Origin of the sequence: Micromonospora sp. NPDC005553 (genome assembly GCF_042871765.1) — a bacterium.
Classification (GTDB): Bacteria; Actinomycetota; Actinomycetes; order Mycobacteriales; family Micromonosporaceae; genus Micromonospora.
The window spans coordinates 1523885-1538584 of the sequence record NZ_JBIAJD010000001.1 but is presented as its reverse complement, the minus strand read 5'-3'; the positions used below and the strand labels follow the sequence as shown (position 1 = coordinate 1538584).

General features: G+C 72.0%; 10 protein-coding genes. 2 read left to right on the top strand and 8 right to left on the bottom strand.

The genetic code is table 11. From position 1 onward, the window contains the following. Positions 1 to 726: 726 nt before the first annotated feature. The 6 genes from ACFYPG_RS06850 to ACFYPG_RS06825 all read right to left on the bottom strand — a co-directional run bounded on the left by ACFYPG_RS06850 (position 727) and on the right by ACFYPG_RS06825 (position 9566). A complete protein-coding gene (locus tag ACFYPG_RS06850; RefSeq protein ID WP_387350914.1) occupies positions 727 to 1620 on the bottom strand; it encodes an amidohydrolase family protein in 894 nt (297 codons plus the stop codon). A 65-nt stretch (positions 1621 to 1685) separates the two neighbouring features. Further along, positions 1686 to 2495 (bottom strand): metal-dependent hydrolase, encoded by an 810-nt coding sequence (locus ACFYPG_RS06845; protein ID WP_238672615.1) that lies wholly within the window; start codon positions 2493 to 2495, stop codon positions 1686 to 1688. 103 nt (positions 2496 to 2598) lie between these two features. Continuing rightward, on the bottom strand, positions 2599 to 4230 hold the full coding sequence (locus ACFYPG_RS06840) for a serine/threonine-protein kinase (RefSeq protein WP_387350769.1): 1632 nt from the start codon (positions 4228 to 4230) through the stop codon (positions 2599 to 2601). Positions 4231 to 4349: 119 nt separating this feature from the next. Further along, on the bottom strand, positions 4350 to 6068 hold the full coding sequence (locus tag ACFYPG_RS06835; RefSeq protein ID WP_387350767.1) for a protein kinase: 1719 nt from the start codon (positions 6066 to 6068) through the stop codon (positions 4350 to 4352). An 83-nt stretch (positions 6069 to 6151) separates the two neighbouring features. Beyond that, entirely contained in the window at positions 6152 to 7486 is a 1335-nt protein-coding gene (locus tag ACFYPG_RS06830; protein ID WP_387350765.1) for a glycosyltransferase family 4 protein, read from the bottom strand. Positions 7487 to 7622: 136 nt separating this feature from the next. Next, positions 7623 to 9566: an amylo-alpha-1,6-glucosidase gene (locus ACFYPG_RS06825; RefSeq protein WP_387350763.1), complete on the bottom strand. Its 1944-nt coding sequence runs from the start codon at positions 9564 to 9566 to the stop codon at positions 7623 to 7625. Between the two features lie 42 nt (positions 9567 to 9608). Here ACFYPG_RS06825 and ACFYPG_RS06820 point away from each other — a divergent pair, with 42 nt between their 5' ends. Beyond that, positions 9609 to 12314 (top strand): glucosidase, encoded by a 2706-nt coding sequence (locus ACFYPG_RS06820; RefSeq protein ID WP_387350761.1) that lies wholly within the window; start codon positions 9609 to 9611, stop codon positions 12312 to 12314. Positions 12315 to 12531: 217 nt separating this feature from the next. Then, positions 12532 to 12999, top strand: coding sequence for a hypothetical protein (locus ACFYPG_RS06815; protein ID WP_387350759.1), 468 nt, complete (start codon positions 12532 to 12534; stop codon positions 12997 to 12999). 135 nt (positions 13000 to 13134) lie between these two features. Here ACFYPG_RS06815 and ACFYPG_RS06810 read toward each other — a convergent pair whose 3' ends face one another. Together ACFYPG_RS06810 and ACFYPG_RS06805 are read right to left on the bottom strand one after the other, a co-directional pair. After that, a complete protein-coding gene (locus tag ACFYPG_RS06810; protein WP_387350757.1) occupies positions 13135 to 14139 on the bottom strand; it encodes an NAD-dependent epimerase/dehydratase family protein in 1005 nt (334 codons plus the stop codon). Positions 14140 to 14205: 66 nt separating this feature from the next. After that, positions 14206 to 14667, bottom strand: coding sequence for a MerR family transcriptional regulator (locus ACFYPG_RS06805; protein WP_387350755.1), 462 nt, complete (start codon positions 14665 to 14667; stop codon positions 14206 to 14208). Positions 14668 to 14700 lie beyond the last annotated feature (33 nt).

Genomic DNA, 14700 nt, shown 5'->3' with positions numbered 1-14700 from the left:
TCCGCGCCGCGCTGCTCCCGGTCCGCGCCGCGCTGCTCCCGGTCCGCGCCGCGCTGCTCCCGGTCCGCGCCGCGCTGCTCCCGGTCCGCGCCGCGCTGCTCCCGGTCCGCGCCGCGCCGGTCCCGGTCCGCGCCGCGCTGCTCCCGGTCGGTCCGCGTGGCCCCGCTCCCGGTCGGTCCGCGCCGTGCCGCCCCCGGTCGGTCCGCGCCGTGCCGCCCCCGGTCGGTCCGCGCCGTGCCGCCCCCGGTCGGTCAGTCGCACAGGACGGTCGCGGCCAAGATCCGCGCAACATGGGGAATGTTGCTGCCTCCCATCCGCCAGAGGCAGCAACTTCCGGGAAGTTGCGCGGATCTTGGTCGCGGGTCAAGGGGGCGGGCGGGTCGTGCGGCGGCAAGATCGTGCTCGATCCAGGATGTAGTTCCCTCAACCAGTCGTGGAAGCCACTACATCCAGGATCGAGCACGATCTTGGGTGCGGGGTGCGGGGTGCGGGGTGCGGGGTGCGGGGTGCGGGGTGCGGGGTGCGGGGTGCGGCGAAGGCACGGGGCCTGGCCCGGTGGGGTGTGCGGAGCGGGGCCCGGCGCGGCCCGGTAGGGCGAGGGGCGCGGGGGCGCGGCCCGGTGCAGGCGCGGGGAGAGGGCGCGCGACGACGCTTTGGGGCGAAGGCGAAGGCGAAGGCGAAGGCGAAGGCGCGGCACGCGGGCCTGTGGGGCGCGGCGGGCGAGGGTCAGGGCAGGTTGAAGAGGGTGGCGGCGCTGTTCCAGCAGACCGCGCGTAGCCAGTCGTCGCCCAGGTCCAGTTGGGCGAGCCCGGTCACCTGGTCGGCGTACGGGTACGGGATGTTCGGGAAGTCGCTACCCAGCAGCACCTTGCCGGCCAGCCCCAACTCGCGTAACCGGGGCAACGCCTCGGCGGGGTAGGGAACGAACTGGTCGAAGTAGGGCGTGAACACCATTGTGGTGTCCAGTCGGACCCGCTCGTACGTCTCGGCGAGGTCCAGGAAGGCCTGGTAGTCCGGGGCTCCCATGTGTGCCACCACGGCGGGCAGTCGAGGGTGGCGGGCGAGGAGGGCGGCGAATGGTTCCGGGCCGGTGTGGGAGGTCCCCACCGGTGCGTGCCCGGCGTGCACCACCACCGGCACATCCGCGTCGGACAGCATCCCCCACACCGGGTCCAGCGCCGGATCGGTCGGCGCGAAGCCGCCGACCTGTAGGTGCAGCTTGAACACCTGGGCGCCTTCGGCGAGGGCTGCCTCGACGTACCCGGGGGCGTCCGGCTCGGGGTAGAACGTGGCCGAGGCCAGGCACCCGGGGGTGTCGCGGGCGAAGTCCAGCGTCCAGCGGTTGAGTTCCGCCGCCATGCCCGGTCGGTGTGCGTACGCCAGGGCGCTGAACGCCCGCACCCCGAGCCGGCGCAGGTGCGCGACCCGTTCGGCGTCGCTCCAGCGGTAGAGGATTGGCCATTCGGTGCCGACCAGAGGCCCGGCGGCGTCGAAGTAGGCCCACACCCGACGCAGCAGGCGTGGTGGCAGGAAGTGCACGTGCACGTCGGCGAGGCCGGGCAGCCCCAGGGCGCGGCAGAACTCCGGTACGCGGTCGTCCGCGTCGGGTGGGACCGGCAGATGGTCACCGGCTGTGCCGGGCGGCACCGGCACCGGCGCAGGCACCGGCGCAGGCACCGGATCGGTCATATGTCGATGTCGAATCGGCTCAGCACCGAGGGCGCGATCAGGCCGACGGTGGCGAGCGCGGAGACGACGGTCAGTGCGATGCGCATTCCGACCACTTCGGCCTTGCTGCCGACGCGCAGGGCGATGCTGTTCGGCAGGCCGATCATCATCCACATGCGCCGCTTGATGGGGATCGGCCAGAGGATCGGCACGCCGGCTCTGGTGATCATGTCGCCGAGGATGTGCACGAAGCAGCCCACGCCGAGCGCGGTGCCGATCAGTGGATAGCCGCGTCCGCCCGGCAGGTTGGCGAAGGTGAACCAGGCGGCCCCGGCCGACGCGAGAGTGATGATCACCCAGCCGGCCCGTTCGGCCCACTCGTCGAACAGCCCGCGCAGCGCCAGGCCGAACATGAAGAACAGGATGGTGATGACAGCCCACTTGCCGTACGCGGCGCAGAGGGCGGTGGTGCCCCAGCCGACCAGCACGGTGAACGGCAGCGTGTGGGTGAGCGTCCGGTGCCCGTTGTTGCGGCGTGGGTCCTTGCTGAGCTTCGTGGCGTAGTAGACCCCGAGAGAGATCTTCTCCATCACCTCGGCGGCGAAGAGCGAGAAGACTCCGAAGGTACGGGCCACGGTGGCCCCACCCTGGTTCTTGGTCACCTTGCCCGACATGTCGAGGTCGGGAAAGAGCGCGCCGCCGGCGCACACCGCGGTGCCCACCGCCAACGCGAGCGGCGACTGGTGGTAGTCGGCGAACTGCTCCAGTGCCCAGGAGCCAGCCAGCCACACCGCCGCGCCGGACAGCGCGTGTTGCGGTCCCATCATCTCGGCTCACCCTCCCCAGGGATCTTGAGCGCCCAAAACTACGCCACTGTAGTAAGCGTCGGCGTCGCAGGGGCATCACCCGGAAGGTCCACATCGGACCGGGTTACAGGGTGGGGGTGAAGCTCTGCCGGATCATCGGCAAGTATGCCGCGTTGACCTGCCAGTCGAACTCTTCTGTCAACCACGAGACGGTGTAGGAGCGGTCGGCCGAGGTGTTGGCCAGCAAGCGGAAGCTGTGCACCGGAACGCCGAGGGCGTTCTGCCAGCCGCACTCCCACACCGCGCCGCCCTCGAAGATGTCCATCGCGGAGATGTCCACCTTGCGATAGTCCGGCAGCGCGGCGTTGGCGGTCAACCGATCCTCCTCGGCCTCCCAGTGCGCCACCGGATCGGGACGGGCCGGCCCCGCCTCGACGCTGAGCACCCGGGTCCCGCCGGATCTCCGGAAGCAGGTCACCGAGCCCTCGGTCCAGCGCGCCCACCCCACCGGCGCGGCGATCCGGAACCCGCTCGGGTCGTCGTACCAGGTCCAGCCCTCGCGTAGCCCGTACTTCACGCCGGGTGGCGGTGACACCGCCACGACCGGGGTCGCCGACGGTGGCGGGGGAGACGTGCAGGCGAACGCGGCCGGCCGGGAGGTCGACGCGCCGCCGCCCGAGCCGGACGGAGGGGTCTGGTCGTCGTGCCGGTTGACCAGCGCGAGCGTGACACCTCCCGCGACGAGCACAGCGGCAGCCACCGCGCCCAGGGCGATCAGGCGCCCTCGCCGGCCCGGTCGGTCTCGCGGGCGCGGGCTCGGGGTCGGCGTGGCCGGCTCGCCCGACGGGGTCGCCGGTTCGACCGGGTGGGGCGCGACGGCACGGCCAGCGCTGCGAATTGCCGCGACCGCCGAGGATCGGACCGACCCGGCGGGCTCGTCGTGGCTCGCCTCGGCGGTGCGCAGCAGCGGCTCCGCCTCGGCGGCGGTCAACCGCCGCCAGGGGTCGCGCTGCAACAGGCCGGTGAGGACGGGACGCAACGGGCCGGCCCGACGCATCGGGTCCGGTGGTTCGGTGGCCAGCGCGCTGAGCGTCGCCATCGCGCTCGACCGCGCGTACGGTGACTGCCCTTCGACAGTGGCGTAGAGCGTCGCGCCCAGCGACCACAGGTCGGTGCGCGCGTCGGACACCCCTTCGCGGGCCCGTTCGGGGGCGACGAACTGCGGCGAGCCGAGCACGGTGCCGGGACCGGTCATCACACCCTCGCCGCCGTCGAAGGTGGCCAGCCCGAAGTCGGTGAGCACCACCCGCCCGTCGTCGGCGACCAGCACGTTGTGCGGCTTCACATCGCGGTGCAGCACCCCGGCGGCGTGGGCGGCGCGCAACGCGGCGAGCACTGCCAGCCCGATCCGGGCGGTGCGCTGCGGACTCAGCGGCCCCTCGGCGCTGATGATCTGCTGCACCGATCGCGACGGCACGTACTCCATCACGATCCAGGGGCTCTCCCGGTCGTGCACCACGTCGTAGAGGCGGACCACGTTGGGATGGTTGAGGCGAGCGGCGGTGCGTGCCTCGCGCAGGGTCCGTAGCCGCAACTCCTCGCGTTCGGTCTCGGCCAGCCAGGACGGCGGCACGACCTCCTTCACCGCTACGTCGCGATGCAACATCTCGTCGCGAGCAAGCCACACCCGGCCCATTCCGCCGGTGCCGACCAGGTCGAGCAGCCGGTACCGACCCGCGATCAGCAACTGATGCACGGTCGCTCCCCCTCGGTCACCCCGGGATCCACGATAGCCACCAATGGCGGCTAATTCATCCACTGAGCGGCCTCGATCCACGACGGACGGTGGTCTCGATCATGGCCATACGGTGCAGGTCAGCGGGGTGGTCGGAAACTCTCTCGCACGTTCTTCCAGTCGGCTGCGGCCCCGGCCCAGTCCTCGTCGTGGGTGATCCAGGCCAGCGTCCAGCGGCCGGCGGCGACAGCCTGTTGCCGGGCGTGCAGCCACAGGTCGCCGTAGGGGGCCTGCCACCGGAGTTCCCACTCCGCCCCGCCGTCGCCGGTGGCGAGCCGGATCTCGTCGTACCCCGGCAACGCCCCGGCCCCGGCGGCAGCGTCCCGGGCCGCGCGGAGCCGGACCAACGGGTCGGCGCTGTTGCCGGGTGCGACGCTGAAGGCCCGGCCGGTCGCCGGGTCCTGGAAGCAGGCCACCCCGTCGTCGCGGGAGTAGTACCAGGTGGCCGGCACGGAGATCCGGAAGCCTGTGGTGTCGGCGTGCCAGACCCAGCCCGGCGGTGGCCGGAACTGTTCGCCGGGGGCCGGGTCGCCGGCCAGCACCGGCGTGCCGGCGACATGCGGGCGGACACACGCGAAGGGCGGCGGGGCGACGTCCCGTCCGTTGGGCGGCGGCCCAGGCCGGTCGGGGCCCGGTCCGCCTGGTCCGTCCGGCCTGTTGTCGGGTAGACGGTTCGGCGGCTGCGGGGAGGACGAGGCGACCGTGTCGCCGGGCTTGTCGCCGGCGAAGGTCAGCGCGGTACCGACACCGGCCGCGACGGCCACCAGCAGCGCCACACCGATCAGTGCCAGCCGGCGGGTGGCCGGTCCCCGGTCCGCGCCCGGCCGGGAGGAGGCCCCTCCGGTTGCGGTCGGGGCAGGGTTCGGCTCGTCGGACGGATCGGGCAACGGGATGGTGGGGTCCTGGTCGTCGTCGACGGCGGCGGGGTGGGCGATCAGCCCTGGCACCGGCCCGTCACCAGAGGGCCGGTCGGTCGCCGGCGGCAGGTCGGCGCGGCCGGTCGCGGCCGTCGTGAGCAACCGACGGGCCGCGCCGTGGTCGAGGCGCTCGCGCGGGTCGCGGCGCAGCAACCCTTCCAGCAGCGGCGCGAGCGCCCCGGCGTGGGGGGCGGGGTCGGGCGGGCCGGCGGCCAGCGCGCTCAGGGTGGCCATCGCGGTGCTGCGGGCGTACGGGGACCGGCCCTCCACGGCGGCGTGCAGGGTCGCCCCGAGCGACCACAGATCGGCGGCCACCGTGGACACGCCCTCGGCGGCCCGCTCGGGGGCCACGTACTGCGGGGAGCCGAAGACCATGCCGGGGCGGGTCATCGCGCCGTCGCCACCGTCGAAGGTGGCCAGCCCGAAGTCGGTGAGCATCACCCGCCCGTCGTGCGCCACGAGCACGTTCTGCGGTTTGATGTCGCGGTGCAGCACTCCGGCGGTGTGCGCGGCCTGGAGCGCGTCGAGCACGGCCAGCCCGATCCGGGCTGCGCGGGCCGGCTCGAGCGGCCCCTCGGCGTCGACGACGTCCTGAAGGGTGCGGGACGGGACGTACTCCATGATGATCCACGGGCTGCCGTCGACCGCGACGACGTCGTAGAGCCGGACCACTGCGGGGTGGTTGAGTCGGGCCGCGGCGCGCGCCTCCCGCATGGTGCGGGAGCGCACCTCGTCCCGTTCATGATCGGTCAGCCAACTCGGTGGGACGATCTCCTTGACCGCCACCTCGCGGTGCAGCATCTCGTCGCGGGCACGCCACACCCGACCCATGCCCCCGCGTCCCACCAGGTCGAGCAGCCGGTACCGACCAGCGATCAGCACCTGTGCACGCTCCTCCTCAGCCGCTGTCCGGGCTACACCCTAACCAGCGGATCGGAAGTCACCTATCGGTCGTCCGACTTGGCTCAGCAGGCGGCGTGGTCGGCGGCAGCGAGCAGGTTCCCTTCCGGGATGGCGATGCGGGTCCGTCCGGCGCTCAGTCGGGCGGCGGCGCGGCGGGCCTGCACGGGGCCGTGTTCGCGGCGGGCGGTGGCGTAGCTGGCGGCGGTGCGGGCCGCGATGGTGGCCCAGCCGTACCGCTCGCCGACCATCGTGCGGGCCCGGCGAGCCAGCCGCCGGGCGAAGACCTCGTCGCCGAGCAGTTGGCCGACCGCGCCGGCGAGCGCGTCCGGGTCGCTGTGCGGGAACGTCACCCCGGTCACGCCGGGTTCGACGATCTCGGCGAGGCCGCCGGTACGGGCCACGGCGAGGGGCGCTCCGGCGGCCGCCGCTTCCAGCGCCACCATGCCGAACGGCTCGTAGAGGCTGGGGACCACCGTCGCGTCGGTGGCGCCGAGCATCGCCGGTAGCTGGGTGGAGTCGAGGAACCCGGTGAACCGGACGGTCGAGCTGAGCGCCAGTCGCCGGGCCTCCGCCTCCAGCTCGGTGCGGTACGGGCCGTCGCCGGCGATCACCACGCGCAGCCCCGGGTGTCGTTCCCGCAGCCGGGGTATGGCGTGCACCAGGTGCTGGACGCCCTTCTCGTAGACCAGCCGGCCGGCGTACCCGACCAACGGGCCGTCCCCGGCGAACCGTGCCCGGGCCGACGCGACCGCTCGGGGGCGGGCCCGCCAGGCCCGGTCGTCGACCCCGTTGGGCACCACGTCGACCTGGCCGGCAGGTACGTCGAACAGCGCCGTCACCTGGTCGCGCATGTAACCCGAGCAGGTGATCACCCGGATGGAGGAGGTGCTGAGCCAGTGTTCGACGCCGTGGATGGTGCGGTTCATCTCCTCGGGCAGCCAGCCCTGGTGCCGGCCCGCCTCGGTGGCGTGGATGGTGGTGACCAGGGGGAGGTCAAGGTGCTCGGCGAGGGTGACGGCGGTGTGGGCGACGAGCCAGTCGTGGGCGTGGATGACGTCGTAGGCGCCGGCCTGGGTGGCGCGCAGGGCGGTGCGGGTGAGGGTGTGGTTGAAGGCCATGGTCCAGGCCAGGAGGGAGCCGGTGGCGAGGGGGAAGGTGACGGGGTCTTCGGGGGCGCGCAGGATGCGGACGCCGTCGGCGTATTCCTCCAGGGGTGCGCCTTCGCTGTGGCGGGTGACGACGGTGACTTCGTGGCCGGCGGCGGCGAGGGCGACGGAGAGGGCGTGCACGTGTCGGCCGAGGCCGCCGACGAGCACCGGCGGGTACTCCCAGGAGAGCATCAGCACCCGCAGCTGTCGGGCGGGGTTGATGTCGATCACGTGGGCATCGAGTGACATGCGGCCCCCTTTGAATTGTCCCCGGGCGCGCGCCGACCGACACCGAATTGATGTCGCCGTCGCGTCTGGATCGAGGCCAATCCTGCCGGGATCGCGATAACCAGCGGCGACACCACCGTTGCGGTCGTGTAAAGCGCTACTGGCTCTTTCGTCGCACCCGCAGCAGTTCGGCCACCGACCATGCCTGGAACGGGCACCCGGTAGCGGTGTGCGGCGCGAGGCCATCTGCCGTCTCGCTAACTGAGCCTAACCCATACTCCATCAAATGAGCCTCAATGCCGACGAAAACGTCATCGACGGACATCTTCCCCCGGCGGGCCGCGTCCACGTACGGGCCGAGCAACCACGGCCACACCGTGCCCTGGTGGTAGCCCCCGTCCCGCTCGGCCGGGCCGCCCCGGTGCCGGCCCACGAACTCCGCGGAATCCGGGGCCAGACTGCGCGGCCCGAGCGGGGTGAGCAGACCGCCCCCGACCCGCCGCACCGTCGCCTCGTCCGGCTCCATCGGCGCGTACGGCAGCGACCAGGCCAGCAGCTGGTTGGGACGCAACGCGTCGTCGTCGTGCACCGCGGCACCACCCAACGGGTACGCCGGCGCGGGCGCGTCCAGCACGTCGTGCAGCCAGCCGGTCGGGGCCGGGAACCGTTCCCGGAACGAGGCGGTGGCCTGCCGGTGGAGTCGCCACAGCTCGTCGGCGTCCTGCCCGGCCAGCTCGGCCAGCTCCGCGAGCCCGGCCAACCCGTTGATCCACAGCGCGTTGACCTCGACCGGCTTACCGGTCCGTGGGGTGACCGGCACCCCATACACCCGGGCATCCATCCAGGTCAGCGCGGTGCCGGCGGCGCCCTGGGTGAGCAGCCCGTCGGCCGGGTCGACCCGGATCCCGTACCGGGTGCCGGCGGTGTGCGCGTCGATGACCGTGCGCAGCGCCGGCAGCAGCTCGTCGCCGAGGTCGGTGTCGCCGGTGACGGTGACGTGCCGGCTCACCGCGTGCAGGAACCACAGCGTGCCGTCGACGGTGTTGTACTCCACCCGACCGGTGTCGGCCGTGTTGGCGAGCATCCCCTCGGACAGCGTCGCCGCGTACGCCCGCAGCAGCTCCCGACCCTCGTCGGCGCGACCCGTGCAGAGGAACAGCCCCTCGTACGAGATCATCGTGTCCCGCGACCACGCCCCGAACCACGGGTACCCGGCCACCACGTCGACCGCCGCCTGGTCGGTGCGCACCACGAACGCGTCGGCGGCCAGCGCCAGGGTGGCGTCCACGTCGTCGGCCGGCTTCGCCGTCGCCACCACCCGCCGGTTGCGCCGCCGGGCCGTCGCCACGATCTCCGTGGCCGGCGGCGGCTCCTCGTCGAGCCGACCGGCCCAGGCCCGCACCGACACAGTGTCGCCGGGGCGTTCCAGCTCGCCGGTGAAGCGGCCCGCGTACCAGAGATCCTCGTCCGCGTTCAGACCACGGTTGGCCTCCTCGCGGTGGTGCACGCCCAGCCACCACTGCCCCTCGGGCGTCCAGCCCGGGCCGGCGAGCCGGTACGCGCCCTCGACCACCGCGCCGTCGGCCACCGCCTCGACCTGCGGGACCGGGCCGTCGGCCCGCCGTTCGCCGTGCGCGTCCCGCCAGGTGCAGGCGGCCGACAGCTCCAGCCGCACGGGACCACCGGCGACCAGTCGGTGCACCACTGCGACGCAGGAGCGGCCGGGCAGCATGGCCAGCTCCCGTTCGATGACCACCGCGCCGATCCGCCACCGCCACCGGGGTAGCCCGTCGACCAGGTCGAAGCGCTCCAACAGCTCGAAGCCGCGCGGGTCCACGTCGCCGGAGGCCCACTCGTGCGCGCCGAGGCGGACCCGCGCGCCGGACGGCAGGGTGACCGCCGGATCAAGACTCACCAGTCCCACCTGACGGGACGCCGGCGTTTCGCCGGGAACCACCAACAGGCCGTGGTAGCGACGTGTCCGCAGCCCGCCGACGGTGCCCATCGCGTAGCCGCCGAGGCCGTCGGGGACCAGCCACTCCCGGCTGGCCGCGCTGGTCAGATCGCCGCAGACCTGCGGGCCGAACCGAATGTCGATCAAGTTTCCTCCACCGGCGGCAACGTGTAACACGCCACGACGAGAATGGCCGCTGTGGTCAAGTACCGCGGCGACGTCAAAGATGTGCACGTGATCACTGACCGATCGTCCTCCGACGCCTCGCCACCCGACGCTGAGCGGCTCCGGCTCGCCCAGGCCGACTCGGGGGAGCAGGACTGGCGTGCATGGGGTCCCTATCTGTCCGAGCGGGCGTGGGGGACGGTACGGGAGGACTACAGCGAGCACGGTACGGCCTGGGACTACTTCCCGCATGACCATGCGCGGTCCAGAGCCTACCGGTGGAATGAAGACGGGATGGCCGGCGTCTGCGACGAACGACAGACCTTCGCGTTCGCCCTGGCCCTCTGGAACGGCAAGGACCCGATCCTCAAGGAGCGGATGTTCGGCCTCGGCGGCGACAGCGGCAACCACGGCGAGGACGCCAAGGAGTACTGGTGGTACGAGGACTCCACGCCCACCCACTCCTGGATGCGCTGGCGCTACCACTACCCGCAGGCCGCCTTCCCGTACGACGAACTCGTCGCAATGAACGCGTTGCGCGGCCGCGACGACACCGAGTACGAGCTGGTCGACACCGGGATCTTCGACGACGACAGGTACTGGGCGGTGACTGTCGACTACGCCAAGGCGTCCCCGACCGATCTCTGCATGGTGGTGACCGTCGCCAACCGGGGCGACCAGGCGGCCACCCTGCACGTCCTGCCCACCCTGTGGTTCCGTAACACCTGGTCCTGGGGTCTGCCCGGCGGCGACCGGATCCCCCGGCTGACCGGCCAGGGCACCCGCCTCGTCGGCGAACACCGGGTGTTCGGCCAACTGCTCCTGGAGGGCGACGGCGGCCCCGTGCCGCTGCTGTGCGACAACGACACCAACGCCGAACGACTCTGGGGCCTGCCCGGCCGCTCCCCGTACCCGAAGGACGGCATCAACGACCACGTCGTCAACGGCGCGGCCACTGTCAACCCGGCCCGGGAGGGCACCAAGGGGGCGCTGCACTACGTGCTCGACGTGCCGGCCGGCGGGCAGCGCCAGATCCGGCTGCGGCTGACCCGCACCGCGTCGCCGCCGGCCGCCGCGCCGCCGCCCCCGGCCGACCTCAGTGACGGCTTCGAGGCCGTGGTGTGGGCGCGGCGGGCCGAGGCGAACCGGTTCTTCGCCGGAGTGATCCCGCCGGCCGCCACACCCGACGAGGCGCTGGTCGCCCGGACGGCCATCGCCGGGCTGATGTGGGGCAAGCAGTTCTACCACTTCGACGTCAAACGGTGGCTCGACGGCGACCCGGGCTCGACACCGCCGGCCGGGCGTCGGCACGGGCGCAACAGCGCCTGGTGGCACATGACCAGCTTCGACGTCATCTCCATGCCCGACCCGTGGGAATACCCCTGGTACGCGGCCTGGGACCTGGCGTTCCACTGCGTGAGCATCGCCCGGGTCGACCCGGGCTTCGCCAAGGAGCAGATCCTGCTCCTGCTCCGCGAGTGGTACCTGCACCCCAACGGGCAGATCCCGGCGTACGAGTGGGCGTTCGGTGACGTGAACCCGCCGGTGCACGCGTGGGCGGCGCTGAAGGTGTTCGAGATCGACGGCGGCCGGGACTACGAGTTCCTGGCCCGGGTGATGCACAAGCTGCTGCTCAACTTCACCTGGTGGGTCAACCGCAAGGACACTGGCGGCAACAACGTCTTCGAGGGCGGCTTCCTCGGGCTGGACAACGTCGGGCCGTTCGACCGCTCGGCCGCGCTGCCGGTCGCCGGGGTGCTGGAGCAGTCCGACGGCACCGGCTGGATGGGCATGTACGCGCTCAACCTGCTGGACATCGCGATCGTGCTCGCCGAACACGACCGGACCTGGGTGGACACCGCCACCAAGTTCTTCGAGCACTTCGCGTACATCGCCGCCGCCGCGTACGAGCAGGGGTTGTGGGACGACGAGGACGCCTTCTTCTACGACGTGCTGCGCCTCGCCGACGGCACGAAGGTGCCGCTGAAGGTCCGCTCCGTCGTCGGGCTGCTGCCGTTGGCCGCCACCACCCGGCTCACCGCCCGGACCCTGCACCACCTACCGGAACTGGGCGCCCGGCTGCGCTGGTTCCTCACCAACCGCCCGGAGTACGCGCAGGTGATCGGCACCCGCCGGCTGGGCCCCGACGGCCGGCAGCAGCGACTGCTGTCCATGGTCGGCCCGGAGCAGGTGGTGCGCCTGCTCGCCCGGATGCTCGACCCGGAGGAGTTCCTCTCCGACTTCGGCCTCCGTACGCTGTCCCGCGCGCACCTGGACAAGCCGTTCTCGGTCAACCTCGGCGGGCAGGAGTTCTCCGTCGGCTACGAGCCGGCCGAGTCGACCAGCGGATTGTTCGGGGGCAACTCGAACTGGCGCGGTCCGATCTGGATGCCGACGAACTTCCTGCTGATCAGCGCGTTGCGCGACTACGCGGCGTTCTTCGGCGACGACCTCCAGGTGGAGTACCCGACCCGCTCCGGGGTGAAGCACACCCTGGACGAGATCGCCGACGACCTCTCCGCCCGGCTGATCTCGCTCTTCACCCAGGACGACTGGGGTCGACGGCCGATCTACGGTGCCGCTCAGATGTTCCAGACCCACCCGGACTGGCGCAACCTGATCGCCTTCCCCGAGTACTTCCACGGTGACAACGGGGCCGGCCTGGGCGCCTGGCACCAGACCGGCTGGACGGCCCTGGTAGCCGACCTGATCCTCACCCTCCGCCGCTGACCCCCGAGCGCGCTGCCCGCCCTCGGCCCCCGCCCCGCCCCGAGCGCGCTGCCCGCGCGCTGCCCGCGCGCTGTCGCAAGATCGGCGCAACTTCCCTGATGCTGCTGTCTCGGCGCGGTCCAAGGCAGCAACATCAGGGAAAGTGCGCGGATCTTGCGGGCGGCGGGCCGTTCGCGCAGGGTGCCTGTGTGTGGGCCATTCACTATCGTGATCGGCCATGGGGGAGTCGGTGAAGCCGGTGGGCGAGTTGCAGGTCCTCGGTCAGTCGCGGGTCTGGCCCGGCATTGCGATACCGGGCGTGATCCTGCTCGTGATGATCGCTGTCGGGGTGCTCTTCGACCTGTTCAGCTGGCCCGCCCTGGTGTTTGGCGTCGGGTCGATCATTGTCGCCTTCCAGCGCTTACGAAACGCGGTGTTCGCTGACGACCTGGGGCTGCTGGTCCGCGATCGCAAAGGCTTGCGGCGTTCGTACGCCTGGGATGAGATCGAGCGCATGGGCTGGGTGGACCAGGGGATGTGGGGGGCCAGCCTGGCGGTCAACCCCCGAGGCGGTCCCTACGACGTGCCGGGGCCCAACGCGTCCACCAATGTGGGGCGTATCTGGCGCCCCGGCCGTCGGCGCTCCGTGGACCCCGTGCCCGAACTGCTCAAGACCCATGGCATCAAGGCGTTGTTCGATCAATAGGTAGCTGACGAGGCGCCCGGCCCGGCATGATCGTGCTCGATCCAGGATCTAGTGGCCTCCCAGCGCCAGCGACACCACTACACCATGGATCGAGCACGATCATGCGGGTGCGGCGAATCGCTGGCGTGGGCTGCGTCAGGTGGTGACCACGCCGAGCTTGATGAGGCTGTCGGCGGTGTCGGTGATGGTGCTTTCCACCGGACGGGGCCGCCAGCCGAGGACGCTACAGGCCTTGTCGTTGCTGATCACCGGCACCTGACCCTGGAGGGCGGCGGCCTCGCGGAGCGCCGGCTCCGTCTTCGCGGCCTCCCGGACCTCGTCGTCGCTCAACTCCCGGGTCGGCACCCGATCGGCCAGGCTCGGCAGGTGCCGCGCGAGCATCGTCGCCAGATCGAGGAAGCTGATCGACGGCCCGCCGACACCGATGAACCGTTCGCCGGCGGCGTCCGGGTGCAGCATCGCGCGCAGGTGCAGGTCGACCACGTCCCGGACGTCGACCACCCCGAAGTACATCCGGGGTACGACCGGCATCGCCCCTTGCAGGAATGCCTGCACCAGGCCGGTGGAGGCGGACACCCGCGATCCGAGCAGGGGGCCGAAGATGCCGGTCGGGTTGACGACGCTCAGCTCGACGCCGCCGTTGTTCCGGACGTGGTCCCAGGCCGCGCGTTCGGCGAGCGTCTTCGAGCGGTGGTACGCCGGGATGTCGTCGTCCACGTTCGTCCAGTCCGCCTCGGTGTAGCGGCCGTCGGGCCTCACGGTGTAGCCCACCGCCGCGTACGACGAGGTCAGCACCACCCGGCGTACCCCGACCTCGCGGGCGGCCCGCAGGACGCGCAGCGCTCCGTCGCGGGCCGGCCGGATCACCTCGTCGTCGTTCTCGGGTGGGATGAACGGGAACGGTGACGCGTGGTGCAGCACGTACCGCGCTCCGGCTACCGCTTCGGCCCAGCCTTCGTCGGCGGAGAGGGCCGCGGTGCGGAACTCGACCCGGCCGTCCGGGTTCGTGCCCGCCTGCCGGACCCGGTCGAGCACCTCGTCGCTCTGGCCCGGCTCGCGGACGGTGACCCGCACCCGGTAGCCCTCGTCGAGCAGTCGGGAGACGGAGTGCCCGCCAAGATGACCTGTCCCACCGGTCACCAGTACCACTGCATCGTCGGTGGAACGTAGTTGAAGATCGTTCGACATGGTGTTTCCCATCGTTGCTCAGAAATCCTTGAGGGCGCGTTGCACCTGCTCGACCGCGCGGGTCTCGGCAGTGGTGTCGCCTCGGTGCCGGGCATCCCACATGTCCGACTTGGCGCGCAGGTACGCCTGGCGTGTCCGTAGCCGCTCGATCTCGGCGGACAGCCGGTCGGCGTGCCGGGCGAAGAGGTCGCGCTGTTCGGCGGCGGCCGCCCGGTCGCCCGCGTCGAGCAGCGTCAGGTACCGGCGCATGTCCGCGACGCTCATTCCGGACGACCGCAGGCAAGCGAGGGCGTCGACCCGCTCGGCGAGTGGGCTGTGGTAGCGGCGGTGGCCGCTGCTGTCGTCGCGGGGCACCACACCGAGCAGGCCGACCTTCTCGTAGTAGCGCAGCGTCGGCTCGCTGAAGCCCGACCGCTGTGCCATCTCCTGGATGGTCAGTGGCCCTTCCGCCCGTTCCCGGCCTTCCCTCGTCGCTGCCATGGATGAAGCGTCCCCAACTTGAAGCGCTTCAAG